19 protein-coding genes are annotated in these 18,952 nt (G+C 65.4%); 11 read left to right on the top strand and 8 right to left on the bottom strand.

Annotated elements, in window-relative coordinates; genetic code table 11:
• The first annotated feature begins 30 nt into the window (after nt 1-30).
• Nucleotides 31-402 (top strand): hypothetical protein, encoded by a 372-nt coding sequence (locus ACLB0R_RS06370; protein WP_298674892.1) that lies wholly within the window; start codon nt 31-33, stop codon nt 400-402.
• On the opposite strand, the gene ACLB0R_RS06365 is transcribed toward ACLB0R_RS06370, so the two are convergent.
• The gene (locus tag ACLB0R_RS06365; RefSeq protein WP_416642472.1) at nt 309-1,253 is read right to left on the bottom strand and encodes an ArdC family protein; all 945 of its coding nucleotides are present in this window, start codon (nt 1,251-1,253) and stop codon (nt 309-311) included. The two genes, ACLB0R_RS06370 and ACLB0R_RS06365, sit on opposite strands and share 94 nt — an antisense overlap.
• A gap of 872 nt (nt 1,254-2,125) precedes the next feature.
• On the opposite strand from ACLB0R_RS06365, the gene ACLB0R_RS06360 reads away from it, so the two are divergent.
• Both ACLB0R_RS06360 and ACLB0R_RS06355 read left to right on the top strand, forming a co-directional pair.
• Nucleotides 2,126-3,340 carry a hypothetical protein gene (locus ACLB0R_RS06360; RefSeq protein ID WP_416642471.1) on the top strand — a complete coding sequence of 405 codons (1,215 nt, stop codon included), beginning with the start codon at nt 2,126-2,128 and terminating at the stop codon, nt 3,338-3,340.
• 51 nt (nt 3,341-3,391) lie between these two features.
• Entirely contained in the window at nt 3,392-3,892 is a 501-nt protein-coding gene (locus ACLB0R_RS06355) for a hypothetical protein (protein ID WP_240885789.1), read from the top strand.
• Nucleotides 3,893-3,953: 61 nt separating this feature from the next.
• On the opposite strand, the gene ACLB0R_RS06350 is transcribed toward ACLB0R_RS06355, so the two are convergent.
• Nucleotides 3,954-4,247, bottom strand: coding sequence for a DNA -binding domain-containing protein (locus ACLB0R_RS06350; RefSeq protein WP_276616582.1), 294 nt, complete (start codon nt 4,245-4,247; stop codon nt 3,954-3,956).
• Nucleotides 4,248-4,431: 184 nt separating this feature from the next.
• On the bottom strand, nt 4,432-4,740 hold the full coding sequence (locus tag ACLB0R_RS06345; protein ID WP_434953783.1) for a transcriptional regulator domain-containing protein: 309 nt from the start codon (nt 4,738-4,740) through the stop codon (nt 4,432-4,434).
• Between the two features lie 268 nt (nt 4,741-5,008).
• Between ACLB0R_RS06345 and ACLB0R_RS06340 the strand changes: the two genes are divergently transcribed.
• The 8 genes from ACLB0R_RS06340 to ACLB0R_RS06305 all read left to right on the top strand — a co-directional run bounded on the left by ACLB0R_RS06340 (nt 5,009) and on the right by ACLB0R_RS06305 (nt 11,025).
• Nucleotides 5,009-5,767: a LuxR family transcriptional regulator gene (locus ACLB0R_RS06340; protein ID WP_416642470.1), complete on the top strand. Its 759-nt coding sequence runs from the start codon at nt 5,009-5,011 to the stop codon at nt 5,765-5,767.
• Between the two features lie 56 nt (nt 5,768-5,823).
• The gene (locus tag ACLB0R_RS06335) at nt 5,824-6,438 is read left to right on the top strand and encodes an acyl-homoserine-lactone synthase (RefSeq protein WP_416642469.1); all 615 of its coding nucleotides are present in this window, start codon (nt 5,824-5,826) and stop codon (nt 6,436-6,438) included.
• A 16-nt stretch (nt 6,439-6,454) separates the two neighbouring features.
• The gene (locus ACLB0R_RS06330; RefSeq protein ID WP_416642468.1) at nt 6,455-7,336 is read left to right on the top strand and encodes a phytanoyl-CoA dioxygenase family protein; all 882 of its coding nucleotides are present in this window, start codon (nt 6,455-6,457) and stop codon (nt 7,334-7,336) included.
• Nucleotides 7,333-7,941, top strand: coding sequence for a GntR family transcriptional regulator (locus ACLB0R_RS06325; protein ID WP_240885785.1), 609 nt, complete (start codon nt 7,333-7,335; stop codon nt 7,939-7,941). The genes ACLB0R_RS06330 and ACLB0R_RS06325 overlap by 4 nt, the downstream gene beginning before the upstream one ends.
• Nucleotides 7,942-7,972: 31 nt before the next feature.
• Nucleotides 7,973-8,284 (top strand): hypothetical protein, encoded by a 312-nt coding sequence (locus ACLB0R_RS06320; RefSeq protein WP_346769089.1) that lies wholly within the window; start codon nt 7,973-7,975, stop codon nt 8,282-8,284.
• A gap of 132 nt (nt 8,285-8,416) precedes the next feature.
• Nucleotides 8,417-8,536 carry a benenodin family lasso peptide gene (locus tag ACLB0R_RS06315; RefSeq protein ID WP_168556591.1) on the top strand — a complete coding sequence of 40 codons (120 nt, stop codon included), beginning with the start codon at nt 8,417-8,419 and terminating at the stop codon, nt 8,534-8,536.
• 54 nt (nt 8,537-8,590) lie between these two features.
• The gene (locus ACLB0R_RS06310; protein ID WP_240885783.1) at nt 8,591-9,259 is read left to right on the top strand and encodes a lasso peptide biosynthesis B2 protein; all 669 of its coding nucleotides are present in this window, start codon (nt 8,591-8,593) and stop codon (nt 9,257-9,259) included.
• Nucleotides 9,259-11,025 (top strand): asparagine synthase-related protein, encoded by a 1,767-nt coding sequence (locus ACLB0R_RS06305; protein ID WP_416642467.1) that lies wholly within the window; start codon nt 9,259-9,261, stop codon nt 11,023-11,025. Before ACLB0R_RS06310 ends, ACLB0R_RS06305 begins: the two co-directional genes overlap by 1 nt.
• Here the strand turns inward: ACLB0R_RS06305 and ACLB0R_RS06300 are convergent.
• The 5 genes from ACLB0R_RS06300 to ACLB0R_RS06280 form a co-directional block, all read right to left on the bottom strand.
• On the bottom strand, nt 11,014-13,158 hold the full coding sequence (locus ACLB0R_RS06300) for an Atxe2 family lasso peptide isopeptidase (RefSeq protein WP_434953782.1): 2,145 nt from the start codon (nt 13,156-13,158) through the stop codon (nt 11,014-11,016). The genes ACLB0R_RS06305 and ACLB0R_RS06300 overlap by 12 nt on opposite strands.
• Nucleotides 13,152-15,725, bottom strand: coding sequence for a TonB-dependent receptor (locus tag ACLB0R_RS06295; protein ID WP_434953781.1), 2,574 nt, complete (start codon nt 15,723-15,725; stop codon nt 13,152-13,154). Before ACLB0R_RS06295 ends, ACLB0R_RS06300 begins: the two co-directional genes overlap by 7 nt.
• A gap of 95 nt (nt 15,726-15,820) precedes the next feature.
• Nucleotides 15,821-16,840 (bottom strand): FecR family protein, encoded by a 1,020-nt coding sequence (locus tag ACLB0R_RS06290; protein WP_276616529.1) that lies wholly within the window; start codon nt 16,838-16,840, stop codon nt 15,821-15,823.
• Nucleotides 16,841-16,845: 5 nt separating this feature from the next.
• The gene (locus ACLB0R_RS06285) at nt 16,846-17,454 is read right to left on the bottom strand and encodes an RNA polymerase sigma factor (RefSeq protein ID WP_240885777.1); all 609 of its coding nucleotides are present in this window, start codon (nt 17,452-17,454) and stop codon (nt 16,846-16,848) included.
• A gap of 325 nt (nt 17,455-17,779) precedes the next feature.
• Nucleotides 17,780-18,685 carry a HEPN domain-containing protein gene (locus tag ACLB0R_RS06280; protein ID WP_240885776.1) on the bottom strand — a complete coding sequence of 302 codons (906 nt, stop codon included), beginning with the start codon at nt 18,683-18,685 and terminating at the stop codon, nt 17,780-17,782.
• Nucleotides 18,686-18,952: the final 267 nt, after the last annotated feature.

Raw genomic sequence — 18,952 nt, 5'->3', positions numbered from 1 at the left:
AGGAGCTACCGGGCTGCACTCGCCAGACTTGTGCGCGGCGAAGGGCGGCATGCCGATCATGCTGGGCGCGTCGTGCGGATCAGCCCGGCTTCGGTCGCGCGCGAGGCTGGGCGTAGCCGCAATCCGCTCTACACGACCCATCGCGACATCCTCGACGAGATCGAGGCGGCGGCGGGTGGCCCAACACCGGCGACCGATCTGGCAGCGCGCATCGCCGAGCTTGAATCCGATCTGGCGGACCTGAGGGCAGCCGCGCGCCGTCATGCGGAAGAGAAGCGTCTTTTGGCGAGCGAGAACCTGACGCTGCTTCATCGCGCGAGGACGGCCGAGGACCGGCTCGCCGGCAGCCTACGGCGGATGCCGGACGCACCCGCCGCAATCCCAATTACGCCGCAGCGCTGAGTTGCAGCGCCGGCTGCTGTGCGTGCATCCAGTCGACCCCCGCCTGGGCTTTGCTCGCCGCAGTGAAGATGGCGGAGGTATCGTTCTACAGCACCCTCGCCCGCGCCGCCCGCGACAAGGACACTTGCGATGTTACCTACTTCATGCAGGCACGTCCGGTAATAGTTGATCTGCTCGAAGAAGGCCGGTTGCGGCGGCACCTGCACATAATCCTGCGCGGGCACATAGAAGGCGCGGTTGCCGCCGACGCGGAACTCGATGCCGCTCGCTGCGATCACTTCCTCGGCGATCGGCACGATCTGGCGTTCGGGCAAGGGGGCGGGATCGGGCGCAAGGCCGGGGCGCAATCCCTCGCACTGCGCGACGTTGAACACGGTAAAGCGTTTCAGGAAGGGAATGGTCTTGGCATCGCCGCCGGTTTCGACGGCGCGCGCCTTTTCGGCCTCGGGGGTGAAGCGGTCGGCATAGACGACGGTGGTGCCGCGTTCGCCCTTCCTGACCGCGCCGCCCGCTTCCAGCGCTTGGCGGAAGGTCAGCCAGCCCTGCGAGGGAAAGCCATGCTCGATCACCGCGCCCCACAGGATCAGCACATTGACGCCGGAGTAATGCCGCGCGGTCAGCGCGTTGCGCGGCAGTCCGGGAGCGGTTCCGCCGGGGCGCCCCCAAGGCTGCACCCACGGCACGCGCCCCGCCTCCAGTTCTGCGATGATCCGCGCCGTCACCTCGTCATAAAGGTTGGTGCGGCTCGGTTCGCGGCTGGTCCGGGCAGCGGCCACGGGCTTGGTCGCGGCACTGGCGGCCTTGTGCTTGCCACGCTTGCCGCGCGCGGGAGCGGTCGGGGAGACACGCATCGTTCACCTCCTGCACCGCCCCAAAACCACCATGGCCTCCCCGGAAGCGGGGGTGGGCGGCAGGATGCGAACCGGAGAGGACCGCTTGAGCGGCGCCGGCACCCAGCGGGCCGCAACGCAGTGAAGGAGCCGGGCACAGCCCGGCTTGCCGGGGACGCGAGCGGGCCTAGCAGGGAGCGCCGCCCACTCCCGCGCCACCGGGAGAGGCCACCGACAGCGCCGCCGCGTGAGCGGCGACCGCAGCGCTTCCCGGCGGCGAAGCCGCCGCCAGCAAAGGGATGGCTCCCCGGCCGGCGCGGGCGGATCAGCGGTGCAGGGTCGGGCTTCGCGAGGCCATGGCGGCAATTGTCGCCGGCCTCGCGAAATCGGGCGCACCGCCCGACCGAGAGGCCGGAGTGCCTGCGGGGCCGCCATCGGGCGCCGCACCCTGTCCGGCTGCGCAGCAGTCCGGCAGTGTGCGTCCTCAGCCCCGCTCTATCTGGGTCAGCGGACGCTGACCCGCGCCAGCCGATCGTTACCGCCAGGCCGAGACCCGACAGCGGGGCTCGGGGGCGAGAAGCCTGGCTTCGAGCCGTAGAGCGCGGTCGCGCCGCTTCATCGGCGCGAGGCGCCTGCTCTCCACCCGATCGTGGACCTTCCGGCACACCATTGTTATCCTGAAACCAATCTTTCACCGGACAACGGTTCCGGCAGGAACGCGCCGAATATTGGCCGTTCAACCTTCAGATTGTTGGCCTGAAAGCAAACATCACATCTAAAATGGTGACACGTCCGAGATTAGGTATGATCCAATCAACCGGAATTCCTATGCCGCCTTTGGGGGGCCAGTTAAGCTCGGCCAATAAACAACAGAATGGAAACCAGGGCAGAGTATGAAAATATCGTTGCTTGAGGCAAAATCGATCGCGCGACGCCTGTCGGCTCTCATCGAGAAGCACGATCGCATTTCGATAGCGGTGGCCTGGGGCGGGATCACCTCGGTCGCCGAGACACTTCTCGCCAACAAGTCGAAATTTGAATCCATCCTTCTCGGCGTGGATTTCTCCGCGACGGATCCGGATCTCATCGACCGACTCGTTGGCGTTCCAAACGCCTTCGTCGCGAAGAACCGGCCGGGCTGTTTCCACCCCAAGATCTTCTATTTCCAATCCGGTGCCAAGGCCGAGGCGATCGTCGGCAGCGCCAACTTTACCAAGGGCGGGCTCGGTTCGAACCTGGAGGCGAGTGTTCACGTCAAGGGCGCCGCCGATGACTCCTTCTTCGATCAAATCCGGGACCAGTTGGAGCGCTACAAGCCCCTGCATCTTCCGATCACTAAGCCGCTGGCCGAGAGCTATCGCCGTCAATCCAAGGCTGCCGACAGCGCGCCGAGGCCAAAAAATCCCGTTCTACCGGACGAGGCCAAAGACTGGGCGCGCGTCAATGCGCCACTCGCGGTCATGTCTTGGAAGGACTTCGTCAAAGACGCTCGGGCGGATCTCCATCACGACTTCAAAAAGCGGATGAAGTTACTGCGTGCGATCCAACAGATGTTCTCGAAGGCCCCATCCCTTGGTGATCTGTCCGCCGCTGAGTGGAAGGGCATCGCAGGCGTCCTCGGCGATGTCGAAGCGGATGCTACGCGACTCGAGGGCCTCGACTGGGGCTGGTTCGGATCCATGGGTGGGGCTGGTACTTTCGCTGAGCTGATTGGATTGCAAGACCCCGCACTGGCGGAGGCTCTGGACTCGATACCGAAGCGCGGCGACATAACCGAAGCCCAGTTTGACGACTATGCCGGAGCTTTCACCGCTGCGTTTTCGGGATCCTCACGAACAGCACGCCTTGCACCGGCGACCCGGCTCCTAGCCATGAAACGTCCCGACTTCTTCGTCTGTGTGAACGGCGGTAACAAGACGGGTCTCGCCACGGCGCTCTCGTTTGCGCCGACCACGCTCTCGCTTGAGAATTATTGGGCGCGCGTGATTGAGCCGATCCAACAGGCTCCCTGGTACAACACGCCGCGCCCGTCAGGGCAGGACATGGAGCTGTGGGAATCCCGCGTCGCCATGCTTGACGCCATCTACTACGAACCGCCGTCCAAATGAGATGTCTCATGAATATATCAGGGCAAGCCACGACTTCATTGAGCAGGACGCATGGCTGAAGTTGACGCGTATCCGTGGGTCGGCATCTTCGACGATCTCAGTCCGGAGGATCGCCTCTCGGTCGCGCAACTCGTGGTCGATGGAGGCGCCGTCGAGGGTGATGTAGGGCAGCTCGCCGGGCGGCTGAAGAACGCGCGGATGCTCGCATTGCTTCGCGAACAAGCGACGGATCGCATTGTCGGTGTGGCCTCGCTGAAGAGCCCCGATCCAGGGTATCGGCTGAACAAGTTCGACGATGCAGGCGTTGCTATCACCGGCTACGAGGCCGCACCCGAGCTGGGCTATGTCGTGGTCGCCAAAGATATGCGCGGCAAGCAGCTGTCTGGCCGGCTGGTCGAGCTGATCGCGAAGGAGATCCGCGAACCTACCTTCGCCACGACGGACAGCGATACAATGAAGAGCAACCTCTTTAGATCGGGATTCATCAGGGTCGGTCAGGAGTGGAAGGGCCAAAAGGGCACGTTGTCCCTTTGGACACTCACTCGCCGTTAGAGCCTGAAAGGCTACCCGCGCAGAATTCACCATGGTGGATCATTGAAGGTAAGTCGGATCGTCAGGGCTTGCGCCGCATCAACTGCCGGTACCCGCCGCGCGCCATCGCCCCGGCCTCGTACACCAGCCGCCGGACCCGCGAGCGCAGCGAATCCGAGACGTCATTCCAGTCGCGTACCGCTCGGTCGTCGCCGAACAGGGCAGCACCGATCTCGCGCTGGCTCGCGCCTTGGCCGATTGCATCATGGACGCGCAGCATATCGATCCCGCGGTCGATCCGGGCATCGCGGGGAAACAGCGAGCGTGCAAACCGGCGATGACGGCACAGGTCGAGAAGGCGGCGCAGCGGCAGCAGCCGCGTCTCCGCCGAGGCAAGCCCGCGCAGGCGATAATGGAGCAGAACTGCCTCCTGTCCCTCCAGCCGGCCCTCTTCGATGTCGAGCCGGATATGGTGGAATCCGTCCGACAGGACCGCATGCTCGCGCCCCTCCGGATCGACCGCGATCGCGAGCCAAGGCGCAAGCTGGTCGATGCGGAAGCTATCGCGATCGGATGGATCTGCGGGCTGGGCAGCAACGCTGAGCGTCCCAGGGTCGAGATCGGCATGCCAAATGAGCCGCGCCTCCGGGGCCGGGAGGTCGGGATGTTCCGCGAAAGTGCAGCCCCCAGGGCATGGCGTCGCCGGTCCCGCGCGTCGCGAAGCTGGCGCGCGTGTACCAGCCGACGTAGCCGGGATCGCGGCGCAGCCATTCCCACATCAGCCCCGCGCGATCGATGCCGCGCAAGGCACCATAGGGCGCCGGGTCACGCCAATCGGACCCCGAACCGTGGGATCCCTCCCGCGTCACGCGCGGTTCCGGCTCCGGCCCGCCGCCGCGTGCTCATTCTTCCGGACAGAAACCATGGAGCGGCTTGGCGCGCTGCTGCCGCCATCCACCGACAAGCGGGTTTTACGTTGCAACTCACCATGATATGTCAATTTCATTACGAGACTCGCCGGGTGACGGCTTGAGAAACCGCCGCGCGGCCCAAGGGACCGGGAAAGGGCGACCCAGGGACTACGGTGGCTTGAGGCACCGCCCGGGCTTGCGTCGCTGGCCTATGGGCATGCACAGGATGGCGACGCAGTTCATGCACGTCGTCGAGGCCGTGGCAAACGCGGACGATCTCGCCGCCGCGATGACGGCGGTGACGAAACAGCTCGGCTTCCAGTATTTCGCGCTGACGCATCACGTCGACATCGTCGCGGCGAGCGGCAATGCTATCCGCCTCCATAATTATCCGACGCGCTGGGCCGATTATTATGACGGCAATTCGCTTGGCGTCTCCGATCCCGTCCACCGGGCGAGCCATGTCACCAGCGTCGGTTTTCCCTGGTCGCGGATGTCCGAGATGATTCCGATGACCCGCGACGACCACCGCGTGCTGGCGCTGGGTCGCGACCAAGGTATTGGCGATGGCTTCACCGTGCCGGCGCATGTACCGGGCGAGGCGCGCGGCTCCTGTTCGTTCGCGAACGAGGCGGGTCGGCCGATGCGGCACGAGATGCTGCCGCTGGCGCAACTCGCGGGGATGTTCGCGTTCGAGGGCGCGCGACGGCTCTGGGCGATGCGCGGCGGCTTGCAGATGCCGCCACGCCCGGTGCTCACCGACCGCCAGCGCGATTGCGTGCTCTGGGTCGCGCGCGGCAAGAGCGACTGGGAAATCAGCCACATCCTGGGCGTCGGCGAGGAGACGATCGCCCGTCATATCAAGCAGGCCTGCGAGCGCTACGGCGTGAACAAGCGAACATATCTGGTGATCCTGACGCTCTTCGACGGAACGCTGACCTTCTCCGATATCTTTCGCCGCCGATATTACCCTTTTCCGGAATAGCGGCGTGACCCGCAGCGGGGCGACCCTTGGCCGATCACGGTCAAGGAGTCAGACCCATGTTGCATATCGTACAATCCGCCGCGCAGCCGGCCTCGGACGCCGCGCTGCGTTCGATGTTCGCTGCACGCAAATCCGTCTTCGTCGACCTCCTCAAATGGGATGTCCCCGTCCTCGACGGCCGCTATGAGGTCGACCAGTTCGACGATGTTCACGCCACTTATCTGATCCTCGCTGAGCCGGACGGCACGCATCTCGGATCGGCGCGCCTGCTCCCGACGACGCGGCCCCACATCCTCGACAGCTTCTATGCCGACCTGTGCGACGATGCTCCGCCCCGCGATGCCGGCACGTTCGAGATCACGCGTTTCTGCCTCGATCGCCGGCTGAGCGCCCGCGAGCGCCGCCAGGTGCGCGATACGCTGGTGACCGCGCTGGTCGACCATGCGCTGGCAGCCGGCATCACCGCCTATAGCGCGATCGCGGAGATGGGCTGGTTCCAGCAGATCCTCGCCTTTGGTTGGCGCTGTATGCCACTCGGGCTGCCGCGGGTCATCGACGGCACGATGCTGGCCGCGCTCCGCATCGAGATCACGCCTGAAACGTCGAGCCTGATCGAGACCGGACGCGCCACGGCGGCCGCGCTGCGCGTCGACCGACGCGTCGCGGCCTAACGCGGGGAGGCAAGAGATGTTCGACACCCTCGACCTTTCCGGCGAGATCGCGCGGCACACCGCCGACCTCATGGTCCAAGGCTATTGCATCATTCCCGGCGCGCTGCCGCCGGCGACGATCGGCGCGCTCGACAACGACCTTGCCGGCGATTTCGCCCGCACGCCGTTCGGCCAGGGCGGATTCTATGGCGCCACGACCAAGCGGTTCGGCCGGCTTCTGGTTCGCTCGCCCCACGCGGCGGCGTTGGTCCAGCACCGCTTGGTGCTCGGTATAGCCGAGACGGTGCTGTCGCCCTGGTGCGACCGCATCCAGCTCAATACGACCCAGGCGATTGCCGTGCATCCCGGCGCCCCGGCCCAGCTTCCCCACCGGGACCAGGACATGTGGCGCGGGCCGGTCGGCGAGGTGGAATATCTGGTCAACGTGATGTGGCCGCTGACCGACTTCACCGCGGACAATGGCGCGACGCTCGTATGGGCACGCAGTCATGGCGCACAGGCGCTCGAAGCCGAACCCGAAGCGGCGTCGTTCGCGGCCGAGATGGCGCCTGGCGCGGCGCTTGTCCTGCTCGGCTCGACCCTGCACGGCGCGGGCGCCAACGTCACCGGCGCGGTACGGCGCGGCCTCGTGGTCGGCTACTCGCTCGGCTGGCTCAAGCCCTATGAGAACCAATGGCTCGCCTATCCGCCGGAGGTCGCCAAGGCCTTCCCGCCTGAATTGGCGGCGCTGGTGGGCTATCGCCAGCACCGGCCCAATCTCGGCAATTATGAAGGCCAGTGCCCGTCCGTTCTGCTGGGCGGTCATGCCGGCGAGCCGCTCGGTGCGATCGACGCGCTGCGGCCCGACCAGCAGGCACTGGTTGACGCCTATGCCGAGGACCGGCGAACTGCGCCATGAACTCGGGTCCGACCGCCGAGCGGGTCCATGAGGCACTGAAACGCCGCATCATGGGTCGCGAATTCCGGCCGGGCGACCGGCTCGACCCGGCGGTGCTCGCGGCGCCGCTGTCGTCGAGCGTGACGCCGGTCCGCGACGCGCTCCATCTGCTGACCGGCGAAGGGCTGGTCGAGACGCGCACCAGCGGCGGCTTCCACATCCCCGCACTCGACGAACCGGCGCTGAAGGATCTTTACGACTGGTCCGCCGAACTGCTCGGGCTGGCTATCCGCGCTTGGCCACGCCCGGCCGCGATTGCGATGCTAGCGACCGACGCGGAGGATCGCCCGATCGCCGATCGCGCAGATCAGATTTTTCTCGCGATCGCGCGGCAGTCGGCCAATGGCGAGCATGTCCGTGCCGTCGATCAGTTGAACGCACGACTGCATGCCGCCCGTACCGTCGAACCCCATGTGCTCGACACGGCAGAAGAAGAACTGGCGGCGATCGCATCCGCCGCCGGCAGCGGGGAGCGCGACATGCTTCGTCGGCTCAGCTTATACTATCATCGCCGCCGGCGGCGTGCCGCCGCCGACATAGTCCGCGCCGTGTACCGGGTCGATTGAAGATCGATTTCAACGGAGGTGATTGGTGATGATGCAGAGCAAGACGCTCATTCTCGCCATATTCGCACTTATCATCGGGTTTGCAGGCGGTTTTGTCCTTCGCCCGCTCATCATGCCATCGGGCATGGCAATCGCCGGTAATGCAGCTTCCGTGATAGCGTCACCACCGGCGGCACCGCGCGGCACGCAGTATTTCGCGGCCAACCTCGACGAAGCGCGGCAGATCGTGGCGGGGTGCCAGAGTGGCTCGGTTCGCGGCGACGAATGCGCGAATGCGGAAGAGGCTATCCTGGCCGCTGAAGGCCGGGACCGCTTCAAGCGCTTCATGGGCAAACGACCGTAGCGACGCGCGGCAATCGTCCTCGCCCTCGACCAAACAATATCGATATAGAATCCGTATAAAGTTCGGATAGAGCCCAGCACTTCCTACACTCCCGAGGCTGCGACTTCCCGCAGCTTGTCAGTGGAGTGCATCATGGAACGCGAAGACGACATCATCGATCTCGGCGCGGCGAGCGTCGAAACCCTCGGTGCCGGCGGCATCCCCGTCGACGAGAATCTCGGCCAGTTCCAGGCGGGCCTGTCCGACGACTGAAAGGTCGGCGCGCGGCTGCCGGCCGCGCGCCGCTCTTGCGATAGGGGACGCGCTATGGGCCTTGCGCTGCGCGCCGGCATTTCGTTCTGCGACGTGAGCGACCGCCTCCTGTTCCTGGACGTTGTTGCGGACCGCTATTTTTGCCTCGGCGAAAAGGCGGAATCTGCCTTCCGGAAAATGATCAGCCGGCATGATCTCGATCCTGGGGAAATGCGGGCGCTTGCGGGCCTATTACGATCCGGCATCTTGGCGGAAACGGATGACGCGGACGTTCCCATGGCTTTTTCTCCGCCCGACAATCCGACCGCCAGCTTCCTCGACATATCCGTGCAGCGTGCCGATGTCCGTCAGGTCGCGGCGGCCTTGTCTGCACTGGCCTTCACGCGCCTTTCTCTCCGGTTCGGCCATCTTCATGCCGTTCTTCGCAAGCTGGCCGACGCAAAACCGTCGCCATCCGCCGCTCCGACAATCGCTCCCGAATCGATGCAGAAGGTCGCCGCGGCATTCGAGCGGACCGCGCGCATCGTGCGATCGCACGACCAATGCCTTTCCCGCTCGGTTGCGGTGGCCCGTCGTCTCGCAGCGCTGGGATTGCCGGGCGACCTCGTCATCGGCGTTCGGCTTAGGCCCTTTGCCGCCCATAGCTGGGTGCAGGCCGGCGCATGGCTGGTCAATGACCGCATCGACACCGTGCGAACCTATACGCCGATCCTCTCCGTGTGATGCAGAGCCGCTACATCGCCCTTATCCGGTCAGCAGTCGACGCCAATGCTGACCTGGCGGCACGATTTTCGGCGCGTGCGCGCGACCTCGAAGCGCTTGACCTTCGGTTCGACGATGGCCGGGTCAGCGTTGCCGTGATTGGGGCCATGCCGCTTCGTCTCGAAGGGCGTGGCATCATCCTGGGGTCGCTGTTTGCGCGCGGCGCGGCGCAACCGATCCGGGAACTGGACGCGGTGGAACGGGCGCGCATCGGCGCAACGCGCGGCGTTCACCTGATCGAGCATTATTGGGGGCGCTATGTCGCCATCCTGAATGAGCCGGACGGGCACCGCGTCGATATCGTCCGGGCACCGCTCGGGGACCTGCCTTGCTATGTCGTCGAAATCGAAGGAGTGACCGTCATTGCTTCGGACGTCGCCCTGCTTGTCGCGTTCGGCCTGTTCACCCCCGTCGTCGCCTGGGACGAAGTCGCGCGTCACCTCGCCACGCGCGACATGCGCGGCCCGGCAACCTGCTTTGGCGGCCTGCGTGAATTGCCCGGTGGCGAGCGGCTCAGCATCGTCGGCGGCAAGACAGTGGTCGAGGCGTTGTGGTCACCCTGGGCTTTCGCCGATCGTGGCCGACAGGTCGATGATGCGGATGAAGCCGCGCGCCGGCTGCGCACTACCGCGCTGGAGTGCGTGGCAGCCAGGGCCTCGGAATATGGACGGGTCGTGCTCATGCTGTCCGGCGGTCTCGATTCCTCGATCGTCGCGGCCTGCCTCGCCCGGCAGGGCTTGTCGTTCCATAGCCTGACCCTGGTCACCCAGGACGCGACCGGCGACGAGCGCGACTATGCGCGCCGGACGACCCAGTCCCTGGGCGCCGTCTTGACGGAGGCATATCGAGACGTGTCGCGGATCGATATCGAGCGATCCGGCGCGGCGCACCTCCCTCGTCCGACGGTGCGCGCGTTTGTCCAGGAATCGAACCGTCTGGCCACCGAGGCGGCAGAAACGATCGGGGCAGGCGCGATCTTCAACGGCGGTGGCGGGGACAATGTGTTCTGTTCACTCCAGTCCACCGGGCCGGCAGCGGACCGCCTGCTGACCTCCGGACTTGGCCCCTCCTTCCTGCGCACAGCGCGGGACATCAGCCAGCTCGCACCGGCGAGCCTGTGGGCCGTCACCAGCGACGCCGTGAGGCGTGCCTGGCTCGGCAAGCCGGCCATGCGGCATGTGCAGGACTTGAGTTTCCTGTCGCCGCGGGCCGTGGCGATGGTCGGACCGACGAACCTCCATCCCTGGCTCGTCCTCCCGCCCGGCGCACTCCCCGGCAAGGCGATGCACATCCGGTTGATGGCTTTTGCGCAAAGCTATGTGGAAGGCCATGACCCCCAGGATCTGCTACCGACTGTTTCGCCGCTGCTATCCCAGCCGCTGGTCGAGACCTGCTTGGGCGTTCCGAGCTGGCTGTGGTTCGAGGGTGGACGAAATCGTGTCGTCGCGCGTCGCGCCTTTGCCGGAGATTTACCGGCAGACGTCATCTGGCGACGGTCGAAAGGCACGCCTGATAGCTTCGTGGCCCAGATATTCGAGACGCACCGCGCGGCGATCCGGCGGATGCTCGCCGATGGCGAGTTGGCCGCGCACGACATGCTCGATCTGCCCGCCGTGCTGGGCGTGCTCGACGATCCGCGGCCAGTCCATGGCGATGCGTTCAGGCGCATCCTGCAGTTCGCCGATGTCGAGGCCTGGGCACGCGCCTGGACTCGATCAGGGCGATGACGCCGCTGGTCGGAGCTGCGCGCGCATCGCCTCCCACCGCTTATATTGCGCGGCCTTCGCGGGATCGGGATCGACATGGGATTGCAGCCAGAACTGGAACCAGTCGAGGTTGCGCTCATAGATCGCGCGGCGGTGCGCGGGCTGCCATTTGATGTGGTGCTCACCGGGAAAGACGTACATCTCCACCGGCTGATTGGCCTCACGCAGCGCGGTGAAGGTCTCCAGGCCGAGCAGATATTCCTCGTCGGCGAGCTGCATCAGCAGCGGCCGGCCCATCGCTCGCGCATTGAGCGCCATCGAATAGGGGCTCCAAAACGCGGGGTCGTCGCGGCTCGCGGGCGGATAGCCCATTGCCCGCATCGCATCGGCATAGGCGATGCCGCCATAGATCATGACCGATTTCGGCTCGACGCAGCAGGTGCTGATCGCCGCTGCCGCGAATAGCCGCGTGTTGATCAGCGCGAAGCGCGCAGTCGACGCGCCATCGCTGAGGCCGGTGATGCCGATCCGTGCGGGATCGGCGACGCCCCGGGCGATCACCATGTTCACGCCGGTGACCAGCGAAGACAACAGGCTCCGGCGTTCGGCCCACCCCTTGCCGTTGACGGCATTGACGTCGTCATAGGATCGAATGCCGGGTTTCGCCTCCGCAAAGAAGGCGGGGCGCTCGATGCTCAGTACCGCGAAACCACGCGCCGCAAAGGCATGGATCGGATATTCATCGCCGGTGCCGCCGCGCAGGAAGCCGTCGCTATGATATTGCACGACGATCATCGGCAGCTTTGTGCCGGGTCGATAGTCGGGCGGCAGAACGAGATCGCCCCACGCCTCGAGCCCGAGGTCATTGCGCCACCGCAGCCGCTCGACCTTGCCAAGCCGGATCGATCCGAATTCGGGATTGGGGTCGTAGATCGGCCGCACATCACCGCTACGGGGGTCGACCGATACCAGCCGGCGCGGGGTGACGGCATTCTCGGACGTGCATAGCAACGACAAGCCCGCGGGTGTGCAACCCAGCAGGACATCATCAGTGAGCAGCACGCGCCGCGGCTCGGCAGTGCCGGGAATCCAACGATAGAGCCCCATTTGCCCCTTCGCCCAGCCTTCGCGCCGCAGGAAGCGTAATTCCTTGCCCTCCCTGTCCCACCAGAGGCTCGTAAAGCCGCCGTCGCAATGTGCCCCAGTGCAGATCACGCGATTTCCGGAATCATCGACGACGACAAGCTGGAGGGGGCTGAGTGGAGACGCATCGCGATGTTCGGTCCATGCGTGCCTTCCGTCCGGCGAGACCGCCGACGGCGCGATCGAACTTCCCGACTGATCTTCGATCGGAACAAGCGTCCGCTCGGCAGCGTCCGCCGGCATGACATCCCCGTTTGCCGGATCGATCGTGAAGGCTTCGCGCGGCGCCGAGCCGGGGATGAGCGGCCGGGCCGCGACATTTGGGGCAAAGCGAGCATCATAGAGCCAGCCGCCGCGGCCTTCCTGTGCGATGCGGCGTCCGGCATCATCATCGCCCGGTTGCTCCACATAGACGATGCGCCGTCCATCATGCGTCCAAGCGACCGCCTCGACGTCAACCGGCGACCGGGTGACGACCTGTGCACCGCTGCCATCAGCGCGCGCGCGCCAAGCTTGAGTGACGCCCTGGTCACGCCGGAGATAGGCGATCCACCGACCATCGGGCGACCAGGCCGGCGTCAGCAAGGCCGGGAAACCGATATCGACGATCAGGCCCCTGGCGACGGTGCTGTTGGTGATCATCTCGCCGCCGCGATCGAGGATATGCGGGTTTGGCGGGCCGGACAGACTGATCACGACAAGCGCACGGCAATAGCTGTTGGTGTCGGGATCGGCGCGGCTCAGGATAAATGCCGCCTGATGCCCGTCCGGCGAAATGCCGAGCGGGCTCGGCTGACCGAACATTGACCCGTCAGGCTGCCCTATGTCGCGGAGTCGGAGCAGGTCGTCCGGGGTGATCGACCGAACCGCCTGGCGCGCTGGGCGAGGGGAGGACAATAGATCTTCGCACGCAGCCATGGCGGGGACCGCAGTCGCGAGTATCCAGAGAGCAGGCAGGAAAGCGGCGGCGCGCGCAACGCGGCCTTGGGCCGTGCAGCGCGATGCTACCATGACTTGGCGATCCCGATCCCGATGTAGCGACCGACCGGCAAATAATTGGTCGAGTCGTAAGCGGTGTCGGAATAGACCGATGTCGCGATCGTCGTTGGATGGTCGTCAAAGGCGTTCTGCAAAGTCAGGCTGAGTTCGAGGCCGCGCAGCGGGCCTTGGACGGCGCCGAACGCATAGCGTGCTGTGAAATCGACCGTGTCCATCCCATCGACCGATATGGCCGGGGTCGAACGGATGTCCTCGACGCCCCCGATATGGTTTGCCGTTGCATTGAGGGTCAGGCCACCCTTGCTCCAAGTAATGCTACCCCGGCCTCGCCAATGCGGCGGATTGAAGAGGGTGCCGGCCTTGGCGAGAACCGGCGCTCCAGGCGTGAGCTGCTGGTTGCTTTCGAGGTAGCTGGCGTTAAGCGCGAGGCCCAGCGTGCCGCGATTGGCCCCGAGATCGGTCCGATAGTCGGCGAGGAAATCGACGCCGTGGATCGACTGGCGGCCGGCATTGACGTTGCTGTTGTCGACGATCGCGACGACATTGCCGGGGGTGTAGGCTTGACCCGAGACATTGAAAAATTGCGCCGCGTTGGCGATCGCCGCCGTCACCGCGTTCGCGCCCGGCGCCAGTGCGACCTGGCCCGCATATAGCGGGTTGCTGAGCGCCTGGGCCTGGAAACTGATCGGCGTCACGATACGGTCGGTGTAGTGGGTCGAGAAATAGCCGAGTTGGAGACGTAGCCCCGGCACCGTATGTGGCGTAAACTCGATCGTGGCGGTCCAGGTCCCGGCGCGCTCGGGCTTCAATGTCGGGTTGCCGCCCTGGACCAGCAGAACGGTCGCGCTTGCCGGATAGCCGGCGCCGCCCAGACTGGCGGCTGGGTAGAGGAGCGCGCTTCGGGCCTGATATTGTTGGAAGAGCGTCGGCGCGCGGAACGACCGGCCCCAACTTCCTTTGATGGCGATATCGGCCGTCGGCGCATATATGATGCCGAGCTTGGGGGTCGCGACCGCATCGACGCCGGGGTAGCGCTCGTAGCGGACGGCCCCGCTCAGGTTGAGACGGTCGATCCCAGCAATGCCCTGCCCGGCGGAAACGAGCGGGAGATTGAGTTCGCCATAGGCATAATAGCTGTCCTGCGACTTGTTCACATTGTTGAGATTACCGTCGCCGCGAAAGGCATTGAGGCGATTGTCGCGATAGCCGGCGCCGATGGCCAGCTTCACCGGACCGCCGGGCAGGCGGAAGAGGCTGCCATCGGTGGCCAACTCGACCGAGCGGCCGCTGTTGCAGTAGCAGACGAAATTGGCGCTGGTCCGGGCGGTGCCGGCATAGCTGTCGCTGTGCAGCTCCACCTTTTCCTCGCCATAGACGCCGGAGAGCGACAGGCGCCAGTCCTTGCCCAGGTCGAGCTTGAGCGAGGGCGCGATGGCGAAGGAGCGGCTCGTTGAACTCTGCTCGGTGTGGCTGACGGCGAGATCGCCGGCCGTGTTGAGCGGAAAGCCCGACAGGCTCCAGCGCTTGTTGAAGAGGGCGTCAACCGTGAATTCAAGACGATCGGTGATCGCCTGATGTCCCGCCAGCGCCACGGCATCCCGCCGCAGCGCCGGGTAGATGGTGACGCCGGGACGCGACGATGCATAAGAGCGGTCATCGGAAAGGATGTCGGTGTTGCGTGCGAACTCATAGGCGGCGATCAGGCCACCCGAACCCCATCGCTTGCCTGCGACCGCGCCATATTGCTGCTGGAAATTGCCACCATCGGTCGATCCACCGATGTTCGCACGCGTTTCGAGACCATCATAGTCGCGTTTCAGGATGATGTTGGCGACGCCCGCGACGGCATCGGAACCGTACAGCGCCGATGCGCCATCGGCGACGATCTCGATCCGGTCGACCATGCCCAGCGGGATCGCCGAAACATCGATGCCTTGGCGCGATCCATTATAAGCGAGGCGGTGACCATTGAGCAGCGTCAACGTCGCATCGCTGCCAAGTCCACGCAGGTTGATGGTCGAGGCGCTGCCGACGTTGATACCGCTGGCCGCCGGCACGTTGTTGCCGACACCCGGATTCTGCCCGCCGCCGAAATTCTGCGGGATGTTGCGCACGACCTCGGCGACACTGCTCTGCCCGGCATCGCGCATGTCCTTCTGGTCGAGCCGGATCATCGGCGACGCGACCGGCGCGCCGCGAATCCGGCTGCCGGTCACGACGATGTCCGAACCGTCCGCTTCCGCCGAGACGTCCTGCGCGGCTGGTGCTCGCTCAACGATAAGGCTGGAGCCCGCCAGCCTCGCGCGCAGACCCGATCCCCGCAACAGCGCCGAAATAGCCTCGACAGCGGTGAACCGCCCCGACAAAGCGGGAGCGATTTTGCCATCGACCAGCGCTGAGGAGACAATGACGTTGGTGCCGGACGCATCGGCGACGGCGCGCAGCGACGTCCCAAGGGGCTGGGCGGGAAGATCGTAACGCCGCTGGTCAGCCTGTTGCGCATGAGCTGGTGCCGCCAGCGCGATGATCGATGTGCCCGCAACGCACACGTAAATGCTTCTCGAAAACCGTCCGATCACTCCATGAACTCCCCATTGAGACGCACTTTGCGGCGTCGTTCGGGGCGCTTGACGACAGAGGGCGGCGGCTTGCCCCCTCCCGTGACAAATTTATTTCAGGTGGCCGGGACCGGCGCCAGAGCGGAAATCACGACATCGCCCTCAGGGGTTTTCGCCGCATGTAGGCCGAGCGAGTCGGCGATACCCTGCGCCAGGCCGGCAGCGTCGCCGGTATGATAGGCGCCGGTGATACGCACGTCGCCAAGCGCGGGATCGGCGAGGCTGATCCGGACGGTGCTGTAGCGATTGGCCTGAGCAATGGCGTCGGCAAGCCGCGTGCGGTCGAAGTTCAGCATGCCCGTGGGCCATTGAGCATCGGTCGCGGCGGCCGGCTGCGGGACCACCAAAGGCTCAGCGGCGCCGAAAGCAATCTGCTGGCCCGGGCTGAGGCGCACCATGGTCGGTTGGGACGTGTCCGCGGCCGAAGGACCGTCACGCACCTCGATGACGCCGCGCAGCAGGATCACCTTCACGCGGTCACCGGCAACAGCGACGTCGAAGATCGTCCCGCGGGCGGTCACCGAACCGTTGCCCGCCATGACGACGAACGGGCGCGCGGCGTCATGCGCGACGTCGAAGCGCGCGCGGCCGCGCGAGAGATAGAGACGGCGTTCGCTGGCGGTGAATGCGACGCGCAGCACGCTGTCGGTATCGAGCGTGACAGTCGAACCGTCCGCCAGCGCAACCCGGCGTATCTGGCCGATGTTCGACGCGAATTGCGCGGCCTGGGGCGGACGATCGTGCCGGAACAGTCCGACGCCGCCGATGGACAGACCGAGGATCGCCACGACCAGCACGGCCGCCGCGGCAAAGGCGTAGCGCAGCTCGGTCCGCTCGAAAAAACGCCGCCGTTCGGGCAGAGCGCGTGTGCGCCCGAAACTGGTCTGGGCGAGGAACGCGGCGCTGTCCCACGCGCGCTCGGCGCGCGCATAGGCCGCCGCATGGCGCGGATCGGCGGTTCGCCAGCGCTCGAACGCCGCGCGATCGACCGCGGCGTCGGGATCATGGATCAACGCCACCCAATCGGATGCCTCGCGACGCACCGCGTCATCGGATTTTGTACCACGGCCGGACATTGTCGTCACTCGTCGCCCAAGACACGCTCGATCTCGGCGATGGCCCGGCTCATCTGCTTGCGCACGCCGCGCACGCTCATGCCGATGCGTTCCGCGACTTCCGCATGACTATATCCATCGAGTCGACACGCCATGAATATCTCCCGCGTCCGTGGCTGGAGCCGCTGCATAGCGGTTTCGAGACGATTGATCATATCCCGCGCCTCCAACTGGTCGAGCGGATCGCGCCCGGCGAGCGGGATCTCGTCGATCGGCACATGAAAGGCGGCGGAGCGGCGCGCGGCGAATTTCGCGCGGTCGCGCAGGAGATTGCCGGCGATCCGGGACAGATAGGCTTCGGGACGATCGACGGCGGCGCCGGCATCGCCGTCACGCCGGGCCAACCGCTCGAAGGTCTCGTGGACGAGATCGAGCGCGTCGTCGTTGCCTGAGCGACGGGAAAAGAAACGCAGCAGGCGCGGCGCGTGCGCGCGATAGAGCGCGTCGAGCGAGCGGGCCGGTGTGGGAGATGGGGTGAGAGGCGAAGCGCGGTCTTCGGGCGGCAGCGGATCATCATCGGCGACGCGCGGCGCGCCAACAGCGATGATCTCGTCGGACGCCAGGTTCAGCCGCATCGGTCGGCACCGGCATGCCGGCTCAGCTCATCGGGCGATATCCGTTCTCGGCGCATATCCGGCCTGCCTCCAGGTGCGAGGCGGACCTGCGGGAGCCGGGCGTTGAGAACATGCAAAAGAACATGCGCCGCCACCTTTAGCCGAAACGGCCTGGACAGATGCGACGGCCACCCGGCCGCAACGACGAGGTGCGGAGGGATCGATTTCTCAAGCGGGGTTCTCAAGCCCCGGCGGCGCTACGCGACGCAGCCGCAGATTAGGCGCAGATCAAAGATAAAGGCAAGACGGCCGACAGCGTCGCCAAATTGATGCCGGAAAGGGAAAATCAGTGCCCGGCTTTGGTCCGAAGCGTTTCGAGATGCTCGCGCGAAACTTGCTCGACCACGTCGCGCAAGGTTCGCACGCAGGCGAGGATCGCGGTCAGATCGTCGACGTCGATCTGATAGGCGGTCGAATAGCGCGCCTCGACATAGGCACGCTTGAGGAGCTGGAAGCGGCGGCGGTCGAGACGCCGATCGCGCGGCCAGACATCAATCAGCCGGGGTTCGCTGTCCTCCGCGAGCGAGCGGAGGAACTTGATGTTGTGCGAGCGCGGGAAATAGAGCGTCCGCACGAGCAGGAAGCAGATATAGGCGCGTTCGGTAGCCTGATGCAGCGTAAAGGCTGCGTCCTTCCACTTGCCTTTTTCAATGCAAAATTCAGCAATCTCTATCGCGTCAGTGACCTTTTCGAGCCACTCCTCGAAATAGGCCTTCGCCATCAGATAGGCATCGGTCGAGGTGAGCGGCATCGGCGTCGCCAGCGGATGGCAGGGCAGCTCGTAGAGCACGATGCCGTCGCGCGCGATATCGACCCAGAAATACTCGCCGCGCTTCAATGACTGGTTCACCTCGTCGAGCGCATGGACGATGATGTTGACCGGCCGTTGGATCGCGGCGTCGCGCAGAATTCTGTCCTCGGCGACGTACCAGTAATGGGCGATATCGGTCAGGTCGCTGTGGTTGACGACCACGAGCAGATCGAAATCGGACTGATAGCCATTCTCGGGTTCGTCGACCCAGTCGTCGCGCGCATAGCTTCCGAACAGGATGACTTTGAGGATCTTGCCGTTCTTGCGCGACGGCGAGGTCGCCTTGGCGATGGCCTCGGCGAACTCGTCCATCAGCACGCCCTGGACCCGGTCCAGTTCGCCCCGCTGCGCCGCAGGCAGATGATCGATATCCTTTCTCATTGGGGAGATTCTGTGCGAGCGGGCCGATATTGGCAAGCATAAGCCATGGTCAGCTCACGAATTTCACACTATCCCCAAGATGTTCGGCGGTGCTGGATGGCCGGCCTCGCCGGCGGCGCGGCACTCAAGCGCGTTTCTCAACTTCCAGTACCGTCGGACACCGACATCCGAAGCCACGAGAGCCGGGCGTTGAGACCACGCTTGAGAACATGGGCCGACGCCTTTGGCCGCAAGCGGCTTGGACATGCGCGTCGGCCACCCGGCCGT

The sequence above is a fragment of the Sphingomonas sp. GlSt437 genome (assembly GCF_048015635.2).
Taxonomy (GTDB): domain Bacteria; phylum Pseudomonadota; class Alphaproteobacteria; order Sphingomonadales; family Sphingomonadaceae; genus Sphingomonas.
Note: the sequence above shows the minus strand (reverse complement) of the source record. Positions and strands in the feature narration are given on the sequence as shown.